At 63.2% G+C, this 21,906-nt stretch carries 22 protein-coding genes; 12 read left to right on the top strand and 10 right to left on the bottom strand.

Translation table 11 applies throughout. From position 1 onward, the window contains the following. Window positions 1–6 precede the first annotated feature (6 nt). Window positions 7–1,635 (bottom strand): methyl-accepting chemotaxis protein, encoded by a 1,629-nt coding sequence (locus tag G7020_RS00440; protein WP_181082087.1) that lies wholly within the window; start codon window positions 1,633–1,635, stop codon window positions 7–9. A 447-nt stretch (window positions 1,636–2,082) separates the two neighbouring features. Between G7020_RS00440 and G7020_RS00435 the strand changes: the two genes are divergently transcribed. From G7020_RS00435 to G7020_RS00420, 4 genes are all read left to right on the top strand, one after another. Further along, window positions 2,083–3,273, top strand: coding sequence for an NnrS family protein (locus G7020_RS00435; RefSeq protein ID WP_181082086.1), 1,191 nt, complete (start codon window positions 2,083–2,085; stop codon window positions 3,271–3,273). Between the two features lie 111 nt (window positions 3,274–3,384). Next, on the top strand, window positions 3,385–4,128 hold the full coding sequence (locus G7020_RS00430) for an SDR family NAD(P)-dependent oxidoreductase (RefSeq protein ID WP_181082085.1): 744 nt from the start codon (window positions 3,385–3,387) through the stop codon (window positions 4,126–4,128). A gap of 81 nt (window positions 4,129–4,209) precedes the next feature. Continuing rightward, window positions 4,210–5,328: a methyl-accepting chemotaxis protein gene (locus G7020_RS00425; protein ID WP_181082084.1), complete on the top strand. Its 1,119-nt coding sequence runs from the start codon at window positions 4,210–4,212 to the stop codon at window positions 5,326–5,328. A 319-nt stretch (window positions 5,329–5,647) separates the two neighbouring features. After that, window positions 5,648–6,787, top strand: coding sequence for an HPP family protein (locus G7020_RS00420; protein ID WP_181082083.1), 1,140 nt, complete (start codon window positions 5,648–5,650; stop codon window positions 6,785–6,787). 166 nt (window positions 6,788–6,953) lie between these two features. Here the strand turns inward: G7020_RS00420 and G7020_RS00415 are convergent, their stop codons facing one another. The 5 genes from G7020_RS00415 to ytfE form a co-directional block, all read right to left on the bottom strand. Then, window positions 6,954–7,814, bottom strand: coding sequence for a LysR family transcriptional regulator (locus G7020_RS00415; protein WP_181082082.1), 861 nt, complete (start codon window positions 7,812–7,814; stop codon window positions 6,954–6,956). Window positions 7,815–7,955: 141 nt separating this feature from the next. Beyond that, complete coding sequence (locus G7020_RS00410) at window positions 7,956–8,150, bottom strand: DnrP protein (protein ID WP_181082081.1); 195 nt, start codon at window positions 8,148–8,150, stop codon at window positions 7,956–7,958. 101 nt (window positions 8,151–8,251) lie between these two features. After that, the gene (locus tag G7020_RS00405) at window positions 8,252–8,935 is read right to left on the bottom strand and encodes a Crp/Fnr family transcriptional regulator (RefSeq protein WP_181082080.1); all 684 of its coding nucleotides are present in this window, start codon (window positions 8,933–8,935) and stop codon (window positions 8,252–8,254) included. Between the two features lie 218 nt (window positions 8,936–9,153). Next, complete coding sequence (locus tag G7020_RS00400; RefSeq protein WP_181082079.1) at window positions 9,154–9,663, bottom strand: DnrO protein; 510 nt, start codon at window positions 9,661–9,663, stop codon at window positions 9,154–9,156. Between the two features lie 46 nt (window positions 9,664–9,709). Beyond that, on the bottom strand, window positions 9,710–10,381 hold the full coding sequence (gene ytfE / locus G7020_RS00395) for an iron-sulfur cluster repair protein YtfE (RefSeq protein WP_181082078.1): 672 nt from the start codon (window positions 10,379–10,381) through the stop codon (window positions 9,710–9,712). 146 nt (window positions 10,382–10,527) lie between these two features. Here ytfE and norR point away from each other — a divergent pair, with 146 nt between their 5' ends. The 5 genes from norR to ubiT all read left to right on the top strand — a co-directional run bounded on the left by norR (window position 10,528) and on the right by ubiT (window position 15,134). Continuing rightward, window positions 10,528–12,054, top strand: a complete 1,527-nt coding sequence (norR, locus tag G7020_RS00390; protein WP_181082258.1) for a nitric oxide reductase transcriptional regulator NorR — start codon at window positions 10,528–10,530, stop codon at window positions 12,052–12,054. Between the two features lie 91 nt (window positions 12,055–12,145). Next, window positions 12,146–12,355, top strand: coding sequence for a hypothetical protein (locus tag G7020_RS00385; protein ID WP_181082077.1), 210 nt, complete (start codon window positions 12,146–12,148; stop codon window positions 12,353–12,355). A 390-nt stretch (window positions 12,356–12,745) separates the two neighbouring features. Next, entirely contained in the window at window positions 12,746–13,741 is a 996-nt protein-coding gene (gene ubiU, locus G7020_RS00380) for a ubiquinone anaerobic biosynthesis protein UbiU (protein WP_181082076.1), read from the top strand. Between the two features lie 14 nt (window positions 13,742–13,755). Beyond that, window positions 13,756–14,646, top strand: coding sequence for a U32 family peptidase (locus G7020_RS00375; protein ID WP_181082075.1), 891 nt, complete (start codon window positions 13,756–13,758; stop codon window positions 14,644–14,646). Beyond that, entirely contained in the window at window positions 14,640–15,134 is a 495-nt protein-coding gene (gene ubiT, locus G7020_RS00370) for a ubiquinone anaerobic biosynthesis accessory factor UbiT (protein ID WP_181082074.1), read from the top strand. The genes G7020_RS00375 and ubiT overlap by 7 nt, the downstream gene beginning before the upstream one ends. Window positions 15,135–15,280: 146 nt before the next feature. Here ubiT and G7020_RS00365 read toward each other — a convergent pair whose 3' ends face one another. Then, a complete protein-coding gene (locus G7020_RS00365) occupies window positions 15,281–15,679 on the bottom strand; it encodes a putative zinc-binding protein (RefSeq protein ID WP_181082073.1) in 399 nt (132 codons plus the stop codon). Between the two features lie 98 nt (window positions 15,680–15,777). Further along, the gene (locus G7020_RS00360) at window positions 15,778–16,455 is read right to left on the bottom strand and encodes a Crp/Fnr family transcriptional regulator (RefSeq protein WP_181082072.1); all 678 of its coding nucleotides are present in this window, start codon (window positions 16,453–16,455) and stop codon (window positions 15,778–15,780) included. Window positions 16,456–16,694: 239 nt separating this feature from the next. Between G7020_RS00360 and G7020_RS00355 the strand changes: the two genes are divergently transcribed. From G7020_RS00355 to G7020_RS00345, 3 genes are read left to right on the top strand one after another with little or no spacing between them, the layout of a single operon-like run. Continuing rightward, window positions 16,695–18,701: a ribonucleoside triphosphate reductase gene (locus G7020_RS00355; protein WP_181082071.1), complete on the top strand. Its 2,007-nt coding sequence runs from the start codon at window positions 16,695–16,697 to the stop codon at window positions 18,699–18,701. Between the two features lie 29 nt (window positions 18,702–18,730). Continuing rightward, a complete protein-coding gene (gene nrdD / locus G7020_RS00350; RefSeq protein ID WP_181082070.1) occupies window positions 18,731–18,898 on the top strand; it encodes an anaerobic ribonucleoside-triphosphate reductase in 168 nt (55 codons plus the stop codon). Continuing rightward, a complete protein-coding gene (locus tag G7020_RS00345; RefSeq protein WP_181082069.1) occupies window positions 18,895–19,590 on the top strand; it encodes an anaerobic ribonucleoside-triphosphate reductase activating protein in 696 nt (231 codons plus the stop codon). Before nrdD ends, G7020_RS00345 begins: the two co-directional genes overlap by 4 nt. A gap of 27 nt (window positions 19,591–19,617) precedes the next feature. On the opposite strand, the gene G7020_RS00340 is transcribed toward G7020_RS00345, so the two are convergent. Together G7020_RS00340 and G7020_RS00335 are read right to left on the bottom strand one after the other, a co-directional pair. Beyond that, window positions 19,618–20,994 carry a 4Fe-4S binding protein gene (locus tag G7020_RS00340; protein WP_181082068.1) on the bottom strand — a complete coding sequence of 459 codons (1,377 nt, stop codon included), beginning with the start codon at window positions 20,992–20,994 and terminating at the stop codon, window positions 19,618–19,620. After that, window positions 20,991–21,848 (bottom strand): FTR1 family iron permease, encoded by an 858-nt coding sequence (locus tag G7020_RS00335; protein ID WP_181082067.1) that lies wholly within the window; start codon window positions 21,846–21,848, stop codon window positions 20,991–20,993. The genes G7020_RS00340 and G7020_RS00335 overlap by 4 nt, the downstream gene beginning before the upstream one ends. Window positions 21,849–21,906 lie beyond the last annotated feature (58 nt).

Here is a 21,906-nt window from a genome sequence, read left to right as displayed (position 1 = left end):
CAGGTCTCAGTCGATCTGGAAGCGATGAATTTCCGCCTCCAGCCCCTTGGTCGTGCGATCCAGCGTTTCAGTGGCCCTGGCGTTCCCTTGAGTAGCTGCCGAGGTTTCGTGGGACATTCTGGAAATGCGCTCGACGTGGCTGGTGATTTCGGTAATGGCCGCCACCTGCTGCTCGGTTACCCGGACGATGTCGCGCACGTTGCTCAGCGAGTCGTTTGACTGGTTGCGGATGTCTTCCAGGCGCTCGGCGGCCTGGTTGGCCAGCTCCAGCCCGTGCGATACCTGCGGGCCGGTCGTTTGCATGGCGGCTACGGCATCGCGCGTCTCGTTCTGGATCTGCACGATCATCTCGGCGATTTCCTCGGTCGCGCTGGTGGTGCGCTGAGCCAGCTGGCGCACCTCGTCGGCCACCACGGCGAAACCGCGGCCACTGTCGCCGGCGCGTGCGGCCTCGATGGCGGCGTTGAGTGCCAGCAGGTTGGTCTGGTCGGCGATCGAGCGGATGGCGCCGGCAATTCCGGAGATTTCTTCGGAACGGCGCTGCAGCGCGCCGACACGTTCGGAAGAGTCCGCCACCGTGCGGGCTACCAGGTCCATTTCGCTGGCCACTGCCTGGACCAGCTCGACGCCACTGGCCGCCAACTGCGTGGCCTTTTCGGAATTCTCTTCGGTGTGGCGGGTGATCAGCGACACTTCTTCGATGCTCTGGCTCATCCGCTCCAGGCTTTGCGCAGAGGCGCTGGCGAGCGCGGCCTGATCCTGTGCAGACACCAGTACCTGGCGGGAGGAAACGCCCAGATGATCGATCTGAGAGTTGATGTCCGCGCTGGCCGTGGCGATCTGCATGACCATCTCGCGCAGCTTGGTCTGCATGTCGATGACCGCTGCCGAGATGCTTTCGTCGTAATCGGTCTGCATTTTCACGTGCAGGTTGCCGTCGGCGATCAGATGCACCACTTCGGCCACTTCAGCCGGTTCGCCGCCGAGGCTGCGTAGCAGGTAACGGGTGATCAGGTAGGCGACCGTGATGCCGATCAACAGGCCGATGAGACAGAAGGCCACCATCAGCACGGTGAAGCTGTCAGCGACGCTGCGGACCTTGCGGGTTTCAAGCTGACTCTTGCGTTCCTGCCAGTCGATGAAGCGATTGATGGCCGCCAGCCATTCGCTGAAGGCAGGGCTGGCGTCGCGGGTCAGCACCATCGAAGCCGCGGACAGGCTGCCTGCATCGTAACCGGCCAGGATGCTGGCCAGCATGGGCAGAGTCTTTTGCTCGACCGCCTTGATCGCTTCCAGCAAGGCCCGTTCTTCCGGGTGGCCGCTCGAAGCGGTGAAAATGCCGTCCAGCTCCCGGGCCGCTTCGTCATACATGGCGGTCAGTTGCTGGATCTGCGTCAGGGTGCGTTGCAGTTGGTCTTCGTCATCGAGCAACACCAGATCGCGGAAGGCGATCGCGCGGTCGTGAACGCTGCCGCGAAAGTTGATCGCCTGACGTTGCTTGACCGCGTTGATGTCGGTGATTTCGCTCATGGTCGCATTGATGAGCCTGACTTCCCGGTCGGCCACTACCGCAACGCCGACCATAAGCGCCAGCAGCAGACCGAAGCCCCCCACCAGTTGGGTTCTGATTCGCATGGATACTGCACCTGTCCGATGAATATGAAGTTGTCGCTTGTGTGGTGGGCGCTGTTTTATTCATGGCGCCTTCAGGCCTGCATGACATTATCTTGACATCACTGCTTGAGGGCGGTGATGCCGAGGGCAGAGGGAGATGGCGAAATCCCCTTGCGGCAAAGATATTTTCCTTTCTGGCAAAGGTTTGATGCGGACAGGGGAGGATGGGGAAAGGGGGCGGGCAATCACTTTCGCATTCTCGTTCAGGCCAACGGACTCCAGGACGAAGCGCTTCGTAGCCGCTCGTCGTTGGAGCGCCCTCTCTTGAAAAATCTGATTGCAATCAAGTCTGTCGAAGCCCCCTAAGCTGTAGAAAGTAAACCTGGCTGTCGTAATCGTGGCAGCTTTCATTATCAGGTGCGGCGCAGTGTTCGCTGCCCGATGCAGAAGAAGTGTTCAGGAGGCCTTGTGCAAGTTCTCGATCGGCGAAAAGCCTTGAGTATTCCGCCTGTGTGGCGACTCGCGTTTCGCCCGTTCTTTCTCGCCGGAAGCATTTTCGCGATGCTCGCCATTCCGCTCTGGATTGCTGCCTGGACTGGCCTGTGGCCGGGCTTTCAGCCTACGAGCGGCTGGCTGGCCTGGCACCGGCACGAGATGCTGTTCGGTTTTGCCATGGCCATCGTCGCAGGCTTTCTGCTCACGGCCGGGCAGACCTGGACCGGCCAGCCAGGGGTTTCCGGCAACCGGCTGGCGGTTCTTGCCGGTGTCTGGCTGGCTGCCCGCCTGAGCTGGCTGTTGGGCTTGCCTCTGGTTCTGCTGATTCCGCTCAACCTGCTGTTCCTGCTCGGTGTGCTGGTGTTGATGGCGCGCATGCTCTGGGTGGTCAGACAGAAGCGCAACTATCCCATCGTGGCCGTACTGAGCCTGATGATCGGCGCCGAGGTGCTGGTGTTTTCCGGCATTGCGCTGGGCAACGATGGCCTGCAGCGGCAGGGGGTATTGGCTGCGCTCTGGCTGGTCGCGGCGCTGATGACGCTGATCGGCGGACGCGTCATTCCGTTCTTCACCCATCGTGGCCTGGGTCGTGTCGAAGGTGTGAAGCCCTGGGTCTGGCTGGATGTCGGCTTGTTGGTGGGCAGCGCGCTGATCGCCGTGCTGTATGCGAGTGGAATCGCCCTGCAACAGAACGCGGCGACCGGCCTGCTGTTCCTGGCTATCGGTGCCGGGCATCTGCTGCGTCTGCTGCGCTGGTATGACAAGGGGATCTGGGGCGTACCGTTGCTGTGGTCCCTGCATCTGGCGATGTTGTGGCTGGTGGTCGCGACAGTGGGGCTGGCGCTGTGGAACTTCGCTTTGCTGAGCAATCCCAGCCCCTCGCTGCATGCCCTGAGTGTAGGTGCCATGAGCGGGCTGATCCTGGCGATGATCGCACGTGTCACGCTTGGTCATACCGGGCGGCCCCTGGAGCTGCCACCCGGTATCGTCTGGGCCTTCGTACTGTTCAACCTGGGCGCATTGTCGCGGGTGTTCTTCTCGACCCTCTGGCCGCTGGCTTCGCTCTGGCTGGCAGCGGCATGCTGGGCCGTGGCACTGGCGCTCTACGTCTGGCGCTATGCACCGATGCTGGTGTCGGCGCGCGTCGATGGCCATCCGGGCTGATCATCAGGCAAATCATTCCTGGCCTATGGCCGTTATCGGAAAAAACTGCTGCCCTTCCAGCGCGGGAGGGCAGCCTGCGGCTCGGCAAAATGCCGGCATCGGAGACGAAGTATGAAAAACGAATTCAAGGATCGCCTCGCGGTGATCACTGGTGCCAGTTCCGGCATCGGCCTGGCGTTGTGTGCGGCGTTGCTCCAGCGCGGCGCCCGCGTGCTGGCGATGTCGCGCAGCCTGGGCGGGCTGGGCCCGTTGCTGGAAACCTATGCCGAACAGCTGCACTGGCTGGCGGGTGATGTCACCTCGAAGGATGACCTGCACGCACTGGCCCGGCGCGCAGCCGAGCTTGGTCCGGTGGACTATCTGGTACCGAATGCCGGTATCGCCGAACTGGGTGACAGCCTCGACATGAGCGCTTTCGACCGCCAGTGGGCCGTCAACGGCGCGGGCGCACTCAATACCCTCGGGGCGCTGCGCAATGAGCTGGCCAAACCGGCCTCGGTGGTATTCATCGGCACCTTTCTGATACGCAGCACCTTCCCGGGGCTGGCCGCCTATATCGCCAGCAAGGCTGCGCTGCTTGCACAGGCGCGCACGCTGGCGGTGGAGTTCGCGCCGATGGATGTGCGCATCAATATTGTCTCGCCGGGTCCGACCGCGACGGCGATCTGGGGCACCCTGGGGTTGAGCGATGAGCAGTTCGAGCAGGTCGCCGAAGGCGTGGGCAAGCGCCTGCTGCCGGGGCATTTTCTGGAATCGGCTGCGGTGGCCAATGTGATTGTGTTTCAGCTATCCCAGGGCGCGCGTGGCGTCTATGGTCAGGACTGGGTGGTGGATAACGGCTACACCCTAAGCTGAAAGGGCGTTTGCAATCACTGCCCTCGACCAGGCAGCGTTGAAACCAGCCGCTGACTAATCCCCCTCCAACCAGGAGCGAGCATGCTGTTCAAGTGGAAGAAGACCGCAAGGCAGTTACAGCAGGAGCGCGACGCCCTGCAGGCGACCTGTGACGAACAGGCTGCCCGTATCGCCGTGTTGCAGGAGCAACTGGCAACAGCCAGGACGAGCAGCCGGGATAGCCAGCAGCAACTCGACTATTATCGTGGCGTTGCCGGCAATCTGATTCGCTTCAGCACCTCCGTCGCTCACCTGGGGGACTCGTTCGAATACCTCACCGGGCAGCTTGGCGAGAACCATGCGCGAGCGGAGCAGGTCGCTGACGCGGCCTTGAGCAATCAGAAGCACTTCGGCGAGTTGCAGGGCAGGGCCGCCGAGATGGAAGACGGGCTTAACCAGGCTTCGGCAAAGGTCGACACCCTTGCCGGGCGTTCGCAAGAAATCAATGGCATCGTCGATCTCATCAGCGGTATCGCCAGCCAGACCAATCTGCTGGCCCTGAACGCAGCCATCGAGGCGGCGCGGGCTGGGGAGGCCGGGCGCGGTTTTGCGGTGGTGGCTGGTGAAATCCGCAGTCTGGCCGAAAAGACGGCATTGGCCACTGGCGACATCGTGCGCAAGATCGGCGAGATCCAGGCGGAAACCGCCAACGTCCATGACTATATCCAGTCGCAAAGCGGCATGGCGAAGGGCTTCAGCCGCACGACGGAAATGGCGGTCGATGCCATGGAGAGGCTCTACCAGCTGGCTGGCAGCATGCGTCAGGGCATCGAGAGTTCGTCGTTTCGCGCCGGTATCGAACTGGCGAACCTGGACGAGCTTTCGCTCAAGTTCGTGGTGTACAACTACGTTCTGGACTCCACCCGGCAGAACGCGCCGACGCTGCCGGACGAACACGAATGCCGTTTCGGTCGCTGGTATTACGGCGAGGCGAATCGCAGCATGCATAAGCAGGATCATTTCCGGCAGATCGAGCGCCCGCACATTGCCGTGCATGCTCAGGGACAACAGGCGATCCAGGCCTGCAGCCGCCAGGCGCTGGACGAGACCCTCGCCTGCCTCGGTCGGATGGAGGAGGCCAACCTGGAGGTGATGCGTATCGTGGCCACCGTGGTGCGCGAGCATGAGGCGAGCGCCCAGGCGGAGCCTGCATTCACCTGAAACGTGACTTGGCGAACCGCCACGGTCCCACCCGTAGGGCCGGGATCATTCGGCCATGCTTGGCGATACGTTCGCCCCGGGCTCCCTGTGCACTGAGCGAAACAGGAATTGCCCTGTTTGCAACAAAGATATTGCTATAAATAAGCAAGACTATTCATTTGCGCTCATTGTTAGGCATGCCGATAATCGACGCATCCCTCGGCTGGCGTGTCTGCTCCTCGCGCCAGCCAGGTCTTGAAGCGTTGCTAGTACGCGGTCCAGGGAAGGACATTTTTTCGCGAGCTACGCCCTCTACCGTTCAAATCCCATAGTTGAATTCATGCAAGAACGCCTCTTCGACTGGTGTCGATCCTTTGTGCCCGAACCCCTGATCGCCCGGCCAATCGAATGGCTGCGTGCCTCGGCGGGTGTCGGCGTGGCGCTGGCATTGGTGATGTCGCTCAGCGCCTGGGTTTTCGGCGCAGCCACCATGCTGCCGCTGGCGGCGCCTGCGGCAGCGACCGCTGTGCTGCTGTTCGTTGCCCCGTCGAGTCCCTTTGCCCAGCCGTGGGCGGTTATCGCCGGCAACCTGATCGCGACGCTGATCGGTGTGGCGCTGGGTGCCAGCGGCATGCCAGTGGTTGCCGCAGCCGGCATCGCCGCGGGGCTCGTGATCGCCAGTCTGTTCGGTCTGCGCTGCCTGCATCCGCCAGGGGCTGCGTTGGCGCTGGTGGCGGTGGTAGGCGGCCCGCAGATCGCGGCGTCCGGCTATGCATTGCTCTATCCGGTGGCGTTCAACTCGTTTCTGCTGGTTGCGGTGGCGCTGATCTACAACAACCTGACCGGGCATCCCTATCCCAAGGCCAGGCCACAGAAGGGCAATTCCCATCACACCCGGGATGCGCTGCCCAGCGAGCGCATGAGCTTCAGCGAGGATGATGTCGAGCGGGCACTGGAGGATTTCGGCGAGTATGTGGATATTACCCGCGATGACCTTGCGCAGCTGATCAAGCAGACCGAGAAACATGCGCTGCGGCGCAGCATGGGCGAGATCACCGCCGCCGACATCATGTCCCGCGACCTGTACTGGGGCACGCCGGGCTGCACCATCCAGCGTGCCTGGCAGACGCTGCGCGAGCACCGCCTGCATGCCCTGCCGGTGCTCGAGGGCGACAGCCACACGCTGGTTGGGATCGTGACTCTGGTCGATCTGCTCAAGCATTTCAGGCCGGCGTCGGCGCGCCTGAAGTTCGGTCAGTTGAAGTTTCTGCGCGGCGTCCATCTGCGCGCGATCATGAGCAGCCCGGTGGTATCGGTGCGTGAAAATGCACACATGGTCGATCTGGTGTTCCTGCTCTCCGACCGGGGGCTGCACTGCCTGCCGGTGGTGGATGAACAGCAGCGACTGGTGGGCATGATCACCCAGACCGATCTGATCGCGGCGCTCTATCGGAACTGGCTCAAGCACCTGCCCGATTGATCGACGGCTGCAGGGGCACAAGGGCTATGTGCCCTGAAATCCCGTAGGAACAGGCCATGCTCGTGAAGGGTTCCGCAGCGAGGCGTGGACTTGTTCGGGCATGGCCCGCTCCTGCAGGGCCGCATCCATCCTCAACAGAGCCTTTGCAGTGATCTGTCGGAGGGTTTCAGATTTCGTAGTTCCAGCGTGACCAGTCGTAATCGTCCTCGGCCACTTCGCGCAGCAGTTCGATGGCTCTGAACAGGGCCGGCGATTGCGCCGCACGCGCATACACCAGATAGATCGGGTAGCTGAATTCCGGCGCCTGCTCGACCCGCTTGAGAATGCCTTCATCCAGATAGCGCTGCACCACGCGGGTACGGAAGTAGCCGCGCCCTCCGCATTGCAGCAGATATTGCAGCGCCAGCGGACCCAGGCTGAAGGACAGTGCGGAGCGCATGTTGCCCGGCAGGGCGAGGTCGTGCCGCTCACGAAAGGCCGGTCCCCAGTCCACATAGATGTAAGGCTCGGGATTGACCGACTGCACGACCTGAATCAGCTTTTCTTCCAGCACCTGCTCGACCTGCAGGCCTGGCCAGTAGGCTGGCTGATGGACCAGCGCGGCGTCCAGGGCGCCGAGTTCGAGTTTCTTCTGCAGTTCGTTATCACTGGCCACATCGCTGCGCAGGGCATGATCGGGCAGCGCCTGGCGCAGCCGCTGCACCCAGGCAAGCATCAGTGGGTTGCTCAGACTTACTTCGGCGCCGAGCGACAGCAGCTTGTCGTAACCGCGTGGCAGCGGCAGGTCGCGCTTTGCGGTTTCCCAGGTCTGTACCAGTTGCGTGGCATAGGCGACGAAACGCTCGCCATCGCTGGTCAGTCGTGCGCCGGCACGGTTGCGTGTGAACAGGCGGCAGCCGAGCTGCAGCTCCAGGCTGCGCACGCGCGCGGTGACCGCTGTCTGGGTGATATGCAAGCGCTCGGCGGTGGCGATGAAGCTGCCGCTGCGAATGATCTCGAGAAAGGTGCGGGCGAGATCGATATCCATGAGCGGCTCGTATTGATTAAATTGATATGAAAGTAGTTTAAATGACTACTCATAAAGCCATAAGAAATGTTTAAGCGAAATAATCTCGTCTCAGGCCTGAGCAGCCGTGCGCCAGCGGTGGCTAGGAAGGCGTGACGGCTGTTAGCCAATGCTGCCGCGCGGCAGCCAGAGGATCATCGCGCCGCAGAATACCGTCAGGCCGATGCAGAACCACAGGAAGCGTCGCTGGCGGCGTTCCGGTGCGCTGTCGGCATGTTCGGGCAGGGGCATGCCGCAGGTGCCGCATTCGGTATCCCTGGGCGGGTTGTCTTGCTGGCAGTACAGGCACTTGGGCATGGCGGTGTCCTCATCGATCAATGCGAGCTTGCCATGCCGACCGTGCAATCACGGTTGACGGTAATCAACCGCAGTTGCAACGTCGGCTGACTGCCGGACTGTCACTCGAACAGTTCGAGGCGCTGGGGATCGAGAATGGTGATCTGGCGACCGTCCTGGGTGATGACGGCTTCATCGATCAGGCGGCGGATGATGCGCGAAAAGGTTTCCGGCTGGATCGACAGGTGGCCGGCGATCAGCTGCTTGGCCATCGGCAACTCGAAGCTGTTGCTGCCATCGCGGGTGCGTGCCAGTTGCGTCATCAGGTAGCGCACCACACGGTGGGTGGCGTTCTTCAGCGACAGTGTTTCGATCTCATTGATGCGCTGGTGCAGGCGCACGCTCAGCTTGCCGAGCAGGGCGAAGGACAGTCGCTGGTTGGCTTCCAGCAGGCGCATGTAGGCGGTGTTGGAGAAGCGGTACACCTGCGATGGGCAGACGGCTTGCGCCGAGGCGACATAGTTGGGTGTGTCCATCAGCATCATGGCTTCGGCAAAGGTCTGGCGGTTGCCGATGACTTCGAAGACTTTCTCCTGCCCGTCAGGCGTCAGCCGGTAGATCTTGATGGCGCCGGAGATGACGAAATAGAAGGAGTGCGCCGGCTCGCCCTGGTGGAACAGGTTGTCGCCCTTGTCCAGATTGAGCAGTTGGCTGGAGCTCATCAACTCATCCATCTGCTCGTCATTGAGCGGCTCGAAGAGATGGTGGCTGCGAAGGATCTGGTTGTGTACGCGATGAAGCACCATGCAAGGCATCCTGTTTCTAATAATTGGCAACCCGCATACACCTTCATTAACGGTGAGGCGCAGATTGCTCGTACCCGAACGGTATGCCTTTGGATCGTCTTGGGCAATCCGAAAGGCAGCACTCAGTGAAGACTAGCCCAACAATACGGGCTTTCTTATTGATACAGGCCAGTGTTGCGCTGGATAGCGATCTGGCCTGGACCGGATTGAGAAATTGCTCAATGGCTGTGGCTGTCCGGCTCGCTCCAGTGCGGCGCCGCGAACAGCTCGGGGTATTGATGCAGGCTGGCGAGGATGCGCTGGATACCCTGTTCGCGCTCCGCCGGCTCGGACAGTGCTTCGGCGCCCTTCAGCAGGTCGATCAGCAGCACGTGAAGCGCGGCATCGGCCTGCTCGGGTAATTGGCAGTTCTCAAGCAGGTACGAGACGTGCGTCTCGACATCCTTTTGCAACTGGATGGCTTCTGCTTCGCCAATGGGCTGCGCGGGATTACCGGCCAGGGCCGCCTCGACGCTGCGTTGCAGGCGCGTCATGCCTTCGCGCAACGGCGCGTCGGTCGCCCATTGCTCGCCGGTCGCCGCAGGTGCGGCAGCTGGGCTGGCATGGTCGTGATGGCTTTGCGTAGCGTGCGCAGTGCTGATGACCACGTCCAGCGCGACGCCGCTGGCCAGCGCCAGGATCGAAGCCAGCGCCAGGCCCCAGGCCAAAGGTTGGATGACTGCTTTCATATCGCCTCCGGTTTTTCGAATCACGAGCGGTGTGACCCGCTGGGTCTCAGTGTGCTGGGGTCTTCAGAAACAGGATGTTGTTCTCCAGATGGATGTGCTGCATCAGGTCGTCGCGCAGTTCTTCCAGCCCTCGATACAGGGCGCGCCAGGTATTGCAGGCATTGGCCGGCGGGGTGATGTCGTTGGTGAGTGCCGCCAGTTGAGCCAGCGCGGCGCCATGCTGGTCATGCTCGTAGCGCATGACCGCGATGGGGCCGTGGGTCTGCGGGACTTCGATGCCGCGTCGCAGCATCGGGAAGAGAATCTGTTCTTCCTTGAGCATGTGGCTTTCCAGTTCCTGCTGCATGTCCCACAGGTGCTCGGCGAGGCCGAGCGGGCAGCCGGGCTTGTTGCCATGAACCTGTTCCACGCGGCTGGCCAGGCGGATCAGTTCGGGAAACTGTTCGCGGTGACGCTCATGGAAACGTTCGAGGATGTGTTCGATCAGTGTGCCTGCCGATTCGTTGCGCCAGTCCGGCTCGTTGTCGGACGTCCGGCTCAATAAGGCAAGTTCGGCGGCGATCACCTGGGCATCGAGATCACGCTGCAGGGCTGCATCGTGCAGGCTGGTGTTGCCGCCACAGCAGAAATCCAGCTTGTACTGGCGAAATACGCGGGTAGCGCCAGGGATCAGACAGGCCAGATTGCCCAGGGTTTGCTCGGTCAGTGCAGTGGTCATGAGGCGTTTCCGGGTTGAAGTTTTACCTCATCATCGCAATCGGCATGCCATTGCCAACTTGTTGTTAAACAAGAAAATAAAAATAAGCATGGTGGAAAATACCGAAGCGATATAGGGTTATAAAAACCTTGAGGGTATAGATGACCATGATGGAAGAAGCGCTACTTGCCGATCTTGTCGCCGAGTTGCCCAGCGCGGTTCGCCTGCAACGGCTGGTGCATACCCTGCACGAGCGCTTTCGCTGTGGTGCTGTGGTGCTGCTGCGACTCGATGACGATACCTTGCGGCCACTGGCAGCCGTCGGGCTGGTGCAGGAGGCGCTGGGGCGGCGCTTCGTCGTCGCCCAGCATCCGCGCCTCGCCGCCATTCTCGCGCAGCGTGAGCCGGCCTGGTTCGAGCCCGACAGTCGTCTGCCCGATCCCTATGACGGCCTGCTCGACGAGCATGTCGGTGAGCCGCTGCCGGTGCATGACTGCATGGGCGTCAGCCTCTACGTGGAGGGCAAGCTGTGGGGCGCGCTGACGCTCGATGCCTTGCATGCCGGAACCTTCGACGATGATGCCCGGCGCGATCTGCAGCGCTATACGCTGGTGATCGAAGCGGCGATCCGCATCACCCGGCTGGAACATGAAAACCGTGGCCTGCGGCTGGCGCGCAGCGATGTGCTGGAAACCATGCGGATGCCTGCCGATGGCGAGATCCTGGGGCAGAGCCGGGTGATTGCCGAGCTGCTGCGCGAACTGGAAGTGGTGGCCGACTCCGAGCTGCCGGTACTGTTGCTGGGTGAAACCGGCGTCGGCAAGGAGCTGTTTGCGCGCTGGCTGCACCGTCACTCACGGCGACGCAACAAGCCGCTGGTGCTGGTCAACTGTGCGGCGTTGCCCGAATCGCTGGCCGAAAGCGAGCTGTTCGGCCATATGAAGGGCGCGTTTTCCGGCGCCACCACGGATCGTCCAGGGCGTTTCGATGCGGCCAATGGCGGCACCCTGGTGCTTGATGAAGTGGGCGAGCTGCCATTGACGGTGCAGGCGAAACTGTTGCGCACCCTGCAGAATGGCGAAATCCAGCGACTGGGCGCCGACAAGCCGCGCCAGGTGGATGTGCGGATCATCGCCGCGACCAACCGCAACCTGCGCGAAAGCGTGCGCGACGGGAATTTCCGCGCTGACCTGTATCATCGCCTGTCGGTCTATCCGGCACCGATTCCGCCGCTGCGCGAGCGCGGCAACGACGTGCTGATCCTCGCCGGCTACTTTCTCGAACTGAACCGCGCACGGCTGGGCTTGCGCAGCATGCGCCTGTCACCGGCTGCCGAACGCGCGCTGCTGGCCTATGCCTGGCCGGGCAATGTGCGCGAGCTGGAACATGTGATCAGCCGGGCCGCGCTGCGGCTGCTCAGCCGTGGTGCCTCGCGCAGCGAGATACTCACGCTGGAGCCTGACCTGCTCGATCTGGACAGCTCTCACCTGACGCCACTGGCCCGGGCCGTCGAGACGCCGCTGCCCGATGACATGGCGATTGTCCCGCTGCGCGAAGCGGTCGATGCCAGCCAGCGCCAGGCCATCATCCGGGCGTTGGAGGCCAGCGGCGAAAACTGGGCGCAGGCCGCGCGGTTGCTGGACGTCGACCCCAGCAACCTGCACAAGCTGGCGCGGCGGCTGAAGTTGAAGTGATGACGGCTGCGCGCCGTGTGTCGCTTGTCGGGAATGGTCGGTACTGCGCCAGGGTCTATCCTTCAGCTCTATAACAAGAAGAGGACAGCTCATGGCTCTGGATCAACAGGAATTCGAGGCGCTGCTGATGCAGGCGCAGGCGCACGCCGACCTTGCGGTCAGCGAGAACCAGCCGCTGCATTACCGGGCGGCCTTCGAGGCCAGCCTGAAAGCCATGCGCCTGCTGGCCGAGGAATCCGGCAGTTGGCGGCAGATGGTCGCCCGCGCGACGGAAGAGTTTCAGGGGGATGAAGGGGTATAGGCACAAGAGCCGATAAGAGCGCTGGAGGCTGGAAGGCTGGACGAGAAGCAGGTCGTATCGTAGGTCGGGTCATGCTTCACCGACACGACGAACGCACGATCAGACAGCCTATGAGCGAAAGCCGTGTCCGTCCATGGCTCTATGGTTGTCTGTGAGTCTGCCCGTCGGATTACGCCTTCGGCTAATTCGACCTACTCCTATAGATTGGTCCGTGTGCGCCTTACAGACCTGTGGGCGGGCTTTCAGCTTCCTGCACGGGTCTCCTCCTTGATGTTTGTCAATGTTGCCCGAAGGGCATCTACCTAGACTGCCGGCTGTTTCCTTTCAGCCCCGGAAAGCCGCCGTCGCCTGTGGCGTGGCGCGCATGTATCCGATTGTCTAGGAGTTGCCATGCACCTGGTCTGTCCGGCAGGAAGCCTGCCCGCGCTCAAGGCCGCCGTCCAGCAGGGCGCCGATGCCATCTATGTCGGTTTCAGAGACGACACCAACGCCCGCCATTTCGCCGGGCTCAATATGGATGACAAGCAGCTCGACAAGGGCCTGCAGCTGATCCGCGAGAAGGGTCGGCAGCTTTATGTCGCCGTCAATACCTACGCCCAGCCCGATGGCTGGAAGCGCTGGCAGCGTGCGGTGGATCAGGCGGCGGACATGGGTATGGATGCGCTGATCGCCGCCGACCCCGGTGTGCTGGGCTACGCCAGCCAGCGTCACCCGCAGCTCAACCTGCATCTTTCGGTCCAGGGCTCGGCCACCAATGCTGCGGCGCTGGCCTTCTATCAGCAGCGCTACAACATCAAGCGCGCCGTGCTGCCGAGGGTGCTGTCGCTCAAGCAGGTCAAGCAGGTCGCGGCGAGCAGTCCGGTGCCGATCGAGGTGTTCGCCTTCGGCAGCCTGTGCATCATGGCCGAGGGCCGCTGCCATCTGTCGTCCTATCTCACCGGCGAGTCGCCGAATCTCTGCGGCGTCTGCTCGCCGGCCAAGGCCGTGCGCTGGAGCGAGGAGCCGGAAGGCCTGACCTCGCGCCTGAACAATGTGCTGATCGACCGTTATGCCGAGGGCGAATCGGCTGGCTATCCGACGCTGTGCAAGGGCCGTTTCATGGTCAATGGCGAGCGTTTCCATGCGTTGGAAGAACCGACCAGCCTCAATACCCTGGACCTGATTCCCGAGCTGGCCTCCATCGGTGTCACGGCGATGAAGATCGAAGGGCGCCAGCGCAGTCCGGCTTATGTCGAGCAGGTCACCCGTGTCTGGCGCGCCGCGCTGGATGCCTACCTGCAGGCGCCGCAGCGTTATGCCGTGCAGCCGGGCTGGCGCGAGGTGCTCGACGGCCTCTCCGAAGGCTCGCAAACCACCCTGGGCGCTTACCACCGGGCCTGGCAATGAACGAGGAGCCAACCATGAAACTCAGTCTCGGCCCCGGGCTGTTCTACTGGGATCGTCAGCAGACGCTGAACTTCTACGCCGACATGGCCAACCTGCCGCTGGATGTCATCTACCTGGGGGAAACCGTCTGTTCCAAGCGTCGCGACCTGGGCCTGGATGACTGGATCGGGCTGGGCCGGGAGCTGACCCAGGAATCGTCGGCGCAGATCGTGCTGTCCGGGCTGACCCTGATCGAAGCCGCCTCGGAGCTGTCCGGCTTGAAGCGCCTGTGCGACAACGGCGAGCTGCTGGTCGAAGCCAACGACATGGGCGCGGTGCAGTACCTGTCGGAAAAGCGCCTGCCCTTCGTCGGCGGCCCGGCACTGAATCTCTACAACGGCCATGCGCTGGCCGAGCTGGTGAAGAGCGGCATGTACCGCTGGGTGCCGCCGGTGGAGATGTCCGGGGCGATGATCAGGAGCGCCCGCGAGCAGTTGGCGAGCATCGAGGTGACGCCGCCGGAAATCGAGATATTCGCCTACGGCCATCTGCCCCTGGCGTATTCGGCGCGCTGCTTTACCGCGCGTGCGGAAAACCGCCCCAAGGACGACTGCCAGTTCTGCTGCCAGAACTACCCGGAAGGCATCCCGCTGCTCAGCCAGGAGGGCGAGGCGTTGTTCACCATCAATGGCATCCAGACCATGTCGGCCTCGGTCAGCAACCTGCTGGCCGACTACCCGGCGCTGGTGGCCAGCGGCGCCGACCTGCTGCGCCTGAGCCCGCGTGCCTCGGGCATGAGCGAGGTGGTCGCGGCATTCGATGCGGTGCGCAAGGGGGCACTGCCGCCGCTCGCGGTCGAGGGCTGCAACGGCTACTGGCACGGCCAGCCGGGCATGCTGCGCGCAGAGGAGGCCGGGCTATGCTGAAGCCACGTGCACAGCTGTTGAAACTGGGTGAGCACCTGCTGCCGCTGGCGGCGCGCACGCCCTTCACGTTGCAGCGCATCGCGCTCGAACGCAGCCTGAATCAGGTGTTCGCCGAGCCGCTGGCCGATGGCGCCTTCGAGGTGCTGGAAGGCAACTGGATGCGCCTGGAAGTGGCCGACCTCAAGCTGGGCTGGTGCCTGAGCTGCGACCGGCAGAAGCTGCGCATTGCCGAGCAGGCGCCGGTGCAGGTGACCATCCGTGGCAACTGGCGCGAGTTCCTGCTGCTCGCCAGCCGCCAGGAGGACCCCGACACCCTGTTCTTCCGTCGTCGCCTGGTGATCGAGGGCGACACCGAACTGGGGCTGGCGATCAAGAACCTGATCGACAGTCTCGACCCGGACATGCTGCCGCCCTGGCTGTGGAAGATTCTGCAAGGGGCGGGTGAGGAAGTGGCGCAGGCAGGCCGAGCGCAGCCCGCAGCCGTATAGCGTGGCTATGTTCCCGTCAGGTGTCGGCACGAACCTGCTTTTTGAGGCGACCGTCTGCGCGGTTCCTTTCGCGGCCATGGGCCGCTCCTACGCAGGTGCACGTCCCATGTGGAGCGGGCCACGCCCGCGAATCAATATTCAGGCACTCAGACCGAATGCAGGCGATGTGTGGGCTGCATGCGGTCGCTGGCGATGATGCTCTTCATGTCCTCGAACAGCGCGTTGGTTTCCTCCTCGCTGCAATCTTCGCGGTAGCGCTTGCGCAGGCCGTAGCTGCTGAGGGTGATGTGGACGTTGGCGATGACGTCATGTTGCGCCAGGCAGGCGCGTGCGCAATGCATCGGGCAACCGTCGATGGCGAGGATGGGGCGTCCCGAGTTGGCCTTGTTGACCAGCGAGCCGACCCGGCCACCGACACCGGCGATGCAGGACATTTCCGCAATGCCGGCGCGGTCGAGACGTACCGCGAGGGTGTTGGCCAGTTGCGCCACGTTGGAGCAGCCGGAGCAGGAATACACCAGAGGCAGGCGGGGAGTCTTGGTCATGGCGTTCTCCTGTTCGGGTGCGAGTCCAGGGCAGTATGTTGCCGACCTCGCCTGCCTGCTTTGACGGCTATCAAGAACGCTGCGGCAATGTGCCGCGTTCACTCCTGATAGGCGGCCAGACCCTGGCTGTCGAGGATCTCGATGCGTCGACGCTGGACGTTGATCATTCCTGATTCGATCAGCCGATGCAGGATGCGTGAGAAGGTCTCCGGCTGGATACCGAGTTTGGAAGCGATCAGGCGCTTGGGCACGTCGAGGGTGACCACACCGCTCTCGCCTTCCTGAGCCTGGTATAGAAAGCGCACCACTCGGTGACTGGCGTTGGCCAGCGTCAGGGTATCGATTTCGTTGAGGCGTTGGTGCAGGCGAATGCTCAGGGTGGCGAGGATGTCCAGGCAGATGCTCGGATGTTCTTCGAGCATGCGTCGGTAGTGCGAGCCGTGCAGGCTGGCGACCAGGCTGGCCTTGAGCGCCGTGGCGCTGACCGGGTAGTTGGGCGTACCGGTGAACAGCAGGGCTTCGGCGAAGGACTCGCCGCTGCGGATGATTTCCACCAGTTTTTCCTGACCGTCGCACACCACACGATGCAGTTTCACCTGGCCGCTGAACAGAAAGTAGAACCGATCAGCCTTGTCACCCTGATGGAACAGCACAGTGCTGGCGGGCAGGCGACGGAGATTGGCCGAAGCGCAGACTTCCTGCATCGCAGCCTCGGGAAGCCGGCTGAACAGGTGGTGGCGGCGCAGCTCCGCAACAAGAGATGTTTCGGTGAGCATGGTTTCTCCCTCCCGGCGCGAGTCCAGGATTGTTCGAGGCTGCATCCTAAAAGGCCCGGCGCCCATTGCTCCTTGACCGCTGACAAGATTGCTTGCCGAAATGACCGGACTCCCGGTTTGAAAATGCCTGGTGCGAATTGACCATGGTCAATTCGCACCGAGGCATGATCTTCTAATGTGCACAGCATATTGTGGTTTTTTAGTTTAATTAATCTATATGTAGTGCATTGGAGGGTCTGATGAACGAAGTCGCCGAACTGCATCAACCGGTCTCGCTGCGCAAGCGCGATGGACGGCTGGTGGCTTTCGAGCTGGGCAAGATCGTGCAGGCGATCAAGGCGGCGGGACATGCCACCGGTGAATTCGATGCCGAAACGGCACAGGCGCTGGCTGCCCGGGTAGTGCTGCGGTTGCCGCAGCGGGTGGTGCAGATCGAGCAGGCGCAGGACGCCGTCGAACGGGGGCTGATGGAGGCTGGCCACTACGCCACCGCGCGTGCCTACATCGTCTATCGCGAGCGCCATGGGCGTTTGCGCCGCGACCGCAAGGCCATCGTCGATGTCGCCTCCTCGATGAACGAGTACCTCTCCCGCGAGGACTGGCGCGTGCGGGCCAACGCCAACCAGGGCTATTCGCTGGGCGGGCTGATTCTCAACGTGTCCGGCAAGGTCACCGCCAACTACTGGCTGGACGAGGTCTACAGCCCCGAGATCGGCACCGCGCATCGCGAGGCGGACCTGCACATCCACGACCTCGACATGCTGGCCGGCTACTGCGCCGGCTGGTCGCTGCGTTCGCTGCTCAACGAGGGCTTCAACGGCATTCCCGGACGGGTCGAGGCGGGGCCGCCGAAGCATCTGTCCAGCGCGCTGGGGCAGATGGTCAATTTCCTCGGTACGCTGCAGAACGAGTGGGCCGGCGCCCAGGCGTTCAGCTCCTTCGATACCTACCTGGCACCTTTCGTGCGCAAGGACAACCTGAGCTATGGCGAAATCCGCCAGGCCATCCAGGAGTTCATCTACAACCTCAACGTGCCGTCGCGCTGGGGTACGCAGACGCCCTTCACCAACCTGACCTTCGACTGGGTCTGCCCGGAGGACCTGCGCGAGCAGATTCCCTACATCGGCGGTGAGGAGATGCCCTTCGCCTATGGCGAGCTGCAGGCGGAGATGGAACTGATCAACCGCGCCTATATAGAAGTCATGCAGGCCGGCGATGGCCTGGGCCGGGTGTTCACCTTCCCGATTCCGACCTACAACATCACCCACGACTTTCCCTGGGACAGCGAAAACGCCGACCGCCTGTTCGAGATGACGGCGCGCTACGGCCTGCCGTACTTCCAGAACTTCCTCAACTCGGACATGCAGCCCAACCAGGTGCGTTCCATGTGCTGCCGCCTGCAGCTGGACGTGCGCGAGCTGCTCAAGCGTGGCGGCGGTTTGTTCGGCTCCGCCGAGCAGACCGGCTCGCTCGGCGTGGTGACCATCAACTGCGCGCGCCTGGGCTACCTGCATCAGGGCGATCGCCGCGGCTTGTACGAACACCTCGATGCACTGCTGGAAATGGCCAAGGAAAGCCTCGAGGTCAAGCGCAAGGTCATCCAGCATCACATGGATGCCGGACTGTATCCCTACACCAAGCGCTACCTGGGCACGCTGCGCAACCACTTCTCGACCATTGGCGTGAACGGTCTGCACGAGATGGTTCGCAACTTCAGCGAGGATGCCGAGGGCCTGCATACGGCTGCGGGCAGGGCGCTGGCCCTTGAACTGCTGGACCATGTGCGGGCGGTGCTGGTGCGCTTTCAGGAAGAAACCGGTCATCTCTACAACCTCGAAGCCACGCCGGCGGAAGGCACCACCTACCGGTTCGCCAAGGAAGATCGCAAGCGCTTTGCGGGCATCCTCCAGGCCGGCACCGACGAGGCGCCGTACTACACCAACTCCTCGCAGCTACCGGTGGGTTTTACCGACGATCCCTTCGAGGCGCTGGCGCTGCAGGATGAGCTACAGACCCGCTACACCGGCGGCACCGTATTGCACCTGTACATGGCCGAGCAGATTTCCTCGACACAGGCCTGCAAGAACCTGGTGCGCAAGGCGCTCGGGCGTTTCCGTCTGCCCTATCTGACGATCACGCCGACCTTTTCCATCTGCCCCGTGCACGGCTACCTGAGTGGCGAACACGAATTCTGTCCCAAGTGCGACGAAGCACTGCTGCAGAAACAGCAGAGTTGCTGCGCCTGAACCCTTTCCAACCCAACGGAGTGAGCACCATGAAGCAAACGATTCAACTACCCGAAGCCCAGCGCCAGCGCTGCGAGGTCTGGACCCGCGTCATGGGTTATCACCGCCCGGTCGCCGCGTTCAATCCCGGCAAGCAGTCCGAGCACCGCGAGCGGCAGCACTTCACCGAAGCCGCCGCGCAGGCAGCGGTTGCGTGATCGCGACGTTACGGGTCGGGGGGCTGGTCCCCCTGACCACACTGGATTTTCCCGATCACCTGGCCTGCGTGCTGTTCTGCCAGGGTTGTGGCTGGCGCTGTCGCTACTGTCACAATCCGCAGCTGATTCCGGCCTGCGGCGCGCAGGAAAGATCCTGGGAGGAAATTATCGACTTCCTCGAACAGCGCGTCGGCCTGCTCGAAGCGGTCGTCTTCAGCGGTGGTGAACCGACCCTGCAGCTGGCCTTGCCCGAGGCGATTGCCCAGGTGCGCGCCATGGGCTTCAAGATCGGCCTGCACAGCGCGGGGATCAAACCCAGGCTGTTTCGCCAGGTATTGCCGCTGGTGGACTGGGTGGGTTTCGACATCAAGGCCCTGCCGGAGCACAGCACGCTGATCACCGGTGTGGAGGGAAGCGGCCAGGCCAACTGGAAAAGCCTCGAGCATCTGCTCGACAGCGGCGTCGCCCATGAATGCCGCACCACCGTGCACTGGCACCTGTTCGATGCCGATCGGCTCTGGCAGATGGCCCAGCGCCTGCGCAGGCAAGGCGTCGAGCGCTTCGTCGTGCAATGCGTGCGCACCGCCCGGATGCTCGACGAGAGCCTGCCGGACAGCCGCGCCCCCCATGATCAGCTGCGTCTGTGGGAGCGCATGGGCAAGCTGTTTCCATCATTCGTATTGCGCGGTTGAGCAGGGCATGGCTCGATCCCGCGAACCTCAGCTCCAGCCCCAGAACTGCAGATACCAACCATAGCCGACGACCGCGCTGCCCAGGCCCACACAGGCAAGGGCGGTCAGTCGGCGCAGGCCGTTGGCGCCGTGGCGGCTGATCACCTGCCAGGCCAGGTAGAGGCTCCAGGCCACCGCACCGGCCAGCATCAGCGCTCGGGTTGGCTGCGCCCAGGCGAGGATGAAACCTTCATAACGCAACAGCTTGATGGTCGTCGCCGAGAGGCCGAGAAACAGCCCGGCCCCGCCGAGTGGCGTCAAGGTCAGCGCCAGGTGGTGGAACAGGTTGTCGCCCCGGTTCATCAGGCGTACCGCGCCACGCAGCAGCAACCAGAGCGCGCCGCCGATCACCAGCGAACTGGCGCCGATATAGCTCAGGATCGCCGCGCCATCGAGCCAGCTGAAGGCATCGTTGGCCTGCGGATAGTGCGTCAGCAGCCACCAGGGCGCGTTGGCTTCGAGCGGCCAGAAGATATCGCGATCCACCAGCCATTCGGCGGCGGTCTGCTTGAGCGTGATGAACCAGGGGCTGACCGTCCACTGGAAGGCGCCCATCGCCAGGCCGATCATGCCGAACAGCAGCAAGGTACTGTCCCAATGGCCCTGTTGCGATTGCCCGCCGACGATAAGGATTTCCTCATTGGGCGAACGAGCGGCGAGGGCGACGGCACCACGCTGGCCGCTGCAGCGACCGCAGGCGTGGCAGTCGCTGTTGCCCTGCATGCGGCGGATGTCGATCAGCGGCGCGCAGTTGGGTGTGGGCAGGTGCGGCCCCTGATTGGCCTGCCAGCGCTCCTCGTCCACCTTGTAGTGGACCGGCGCCAGGCGCGCGAGCAGGCTGAACACGCCGCTCACCGGGCACAGGTGCCGGCACCAGACGCGCTTGCCACGTCCGTAGAGGAAGCCCACCAGCATCGCGGCCACGGTCGAGCCGCCGAGAATCAGCGCCGCGGCCCGGCCATAGTCGTACACGCTGATCAGCTGGCCATAGACGGTGGTCAGAATGAAGGCGACGGTCGGCCAGCCGCTCCAGCGAATCCAGCGCGGCGTACCCTTGTTCAGCCCGCGCCAGCTGATCCATTCGCTGAGCGAGCCCTCCGGGCAGAGCACGCCGCACCAGAGGCGACCGAAGAACACCATCGACAGCAGCACGAAGGGCCACCAGAGTCCCCAGAACAGGAACTGGGCGAACACCGTGATGTTGTCGAGCATGCGCGCCTCGGACGGCGGCAGTGAGAGGACGGCTGGCACCAGCAGCAGGATCAGATAAAAGCCGACTACCAGCCACTGGATCAGCCGGATGGCCTTGGCATGCTGGCGCAGCAGGTCACCGACGCGCGCCAGCCAGGGAGCGTTGGTGATCATGCGACGCGAGCCTCCAGACGAGCCTCCGGTTTCGCTCGCAACCAGGCCCAGACGGCCAGCCAGTACAGCCCCATCAGCGCCACGGCGGCCAGCGATGGCATGGCGCGGTAGCCGGTGAGCCCCGCGACGGTGCTGCCCAGGGGGCCGCCGTCATCGAGCAGGGCGGAGGTGTCCCAGAGCGGATCGCCGAAGAGGCTGTAGAACACTTCCGGAATGTCCATGCCCATCAACTGGCCGCTGAAGCGGTCGAGCCCGGCCATGAGCAGGGCCGCGCCGAGCAGCAGCAACAGGGCTTCGCTGACCTTGAAGAAACGCTTCCAGGAAAACAGCCGGCTGCCGGCTTGCAGTGCGGCGTAGCTGAGCAGCGCGAGGACGAAGCCAAGCACGCCGCCGATGGCGAAACCGATCAGGTCCGTGCCTTGCTGCTGATGGCCGATGCCATAGAGAAACACCACCGTCTCGCTCCCTTCGCGGGCCACGGCGAGCATAGCCAGCACCAGCAGGCCGATGCCGCTGCCCTGGCTCAGGTGTGCGCTGGCGTTGTCGATCAGGCTGCGCTTGAGGTCGCGCCCGTGGTGGTGCATCCAGCCGACCATCTGCAGGATCAGCAGGCTGGCCACCAGCAGCATGGCGCACTGGAACCATTCGCCCGCCGGGCCGGCCAGCCAGTCGCCAGCGCTGAGAATGCCCCAGGCCAGCAGCGTCGCCAGCCCAAGCCCGGCGGCCACGCCACCCCAGAGCATGCGCAACGCATGGCGATTATCCGGTTGCTGGCTCAGCCAGGCGTGCAGAATGCCGATGACCAGCAGGGCCTCGACGCTTTCGCGCCAGACGATGAACATGGATTGGCCCATGGCGCTTCTCCTGTCGGGTGGCCTGATGGCGGGCTCGGTTTCGCTATCGAGGCCGCAG

Origin of the sequence: Stutzerimonas stutzeri, from assembly GCF_013522825.1 — a bacterium.
Taxonomy (GTDB): Bacteria; Pseudomonadota; Gammaproteobacteria; order Pseudomonadales; family Pseudomonadaceae; genus Stutzerimonas; species Stutzerimonas stutzeri_AK.
Note: the sequence above shows the minus strand (reverse complement) of the source record. Positions and strands in the feature narration are given on the sequence as shown.

Coding starts and splice junctions, on each gene's coding strand:
- G7020_RS00420 (WP_181082083.1), top strand. CDS start 5,648: ATGCAAGAACGCCTCTTCGACTGGTGTCGATCCTTTGTGCCCGAACCC.
- G7020_RS00405 (WP_181082080.1), bottom strand. CDS start 8,935: ATGGTGCTTCATCGCGTACACAACCAGATCCTTCGCAGCCACCATCTC.
- G7020_RS00340 (WP_181082068.1), bottom strand. CDS start 20,994: ATGATCACCAACGCTCCCTGGCTGGCGCGCGTCGGTGACCTGCTGCGC.
- G7020_RS00385 (WP_181082077.1), top strand. CDS start 12,146: ATGGCTCTGGATCAACAGGAATTCGAGGCGCTGCTGATGCAGGCGCAG.
- G7020_RS00355 (WP_181082071.1), top strand. CDS start 16,695: ATGAACGAAGTCGCCGAACTGCATCAACCGGTCTCGCTGCGCAAGCGC.
- G7020_RS00430 (WP_181082085.1), top strand. CDS start 3,385: ATGAAAAACGAATTCAAGGATCGCCTCGCGGTGATCACTGGTGCCAGT.
- ytfE (WP_181082078.1), bottom strand. CDS start 10,381: ATGACCACTGCACTGACCGAGCAAACCCTGGGCAATCTGGCCTGTCTG.
- G7020_RS00375 (WP_181082075.1), top strand. CDS start 13,756: ATGAAACTCAGTCTCGGCCCCGGGCTGTTCTACTGGGATCGTCAGCAG.
- G7020_RS00335 (WP_181082067.1), bottom strand. CDS start 21,848: ATGGGCCAATCCATGTTCATCGTCTGGCGCGAAAGCGTCGAGGCCCTG.
- nrdD (WP_181082070.1), top strand. CDS start 18,731: ATGAAGCAAACGATTCAACTACCCGAAGCCCAGCGCCAGCGCTGCGAG.
- G7020_RS00440 (WP_181082087.1), bottom strand. CDS start 1,635: ATGCGAATCAGAACCCAACTGGTGGGGGGCTTCGGTCTGCTGCTGGCG.
- ubiU (WP_181082076.1), top strand. CDS start 12,746: ATGCACCTGGTCTGTCCGGCAGGAAGCCTGCCCGCGCTCAAGGCCGCC.
- norR (WP_181082258.1), top strand. CDS start 10,528: ATGATGGAAGAAGCGCTACTTGCCGATCTTGTCGCCGAGTTGCCCAGC.
- G7020_RS00365 (WP_181082073.1), bottom strand. CDS start 15,679: ATGACCAAGACTCCCCGCCTGCCTCTGGTGTATTCCTGCTCCGGCTGC.
- G7020_RS00425 (WP_181082084.1), top strand. CDS start 4,210: ATGCTGTTCAAGTGGAAGAAGACCGCAAGGCAGTTACAGCAGGAGCGC.
- ubiT (WP_181082074.1), top strand. CDS start 14,640: ATGCTGAAGCCACGTGCACAGCTGTTGAAACTGGGTGAGCACCTGCTG.
- G7020_RS00360 (WP_181082072.1), bottom strand. CDS start 16,455: ATGCTCACCGAAACATCTCTTGTTGCGGAGCTGCGCCGCCACCACCTG.
- G7020_RS00410 (WP_181082081.1), bottom strand. CDS start 8,150: ATGCCCAAGTGCCTGTACTGCCAGCAAGACAACCCGCCCAGGGATACC.
- G7020_RS00400 (WP_181082079.1), bottom strand. CDS start 9,663: ATGAAAGCAGTCATCCAACCTTTGGCCTGGGGCCTGGCGCTGGCTTCG.
- G7020_RS00415 (WP_181082082.1), bottom strand. CDS start 7,814: ATGGATATCGATCTCGCCCGCACCTTTCTCGAGATCATTCGCAGCGGC.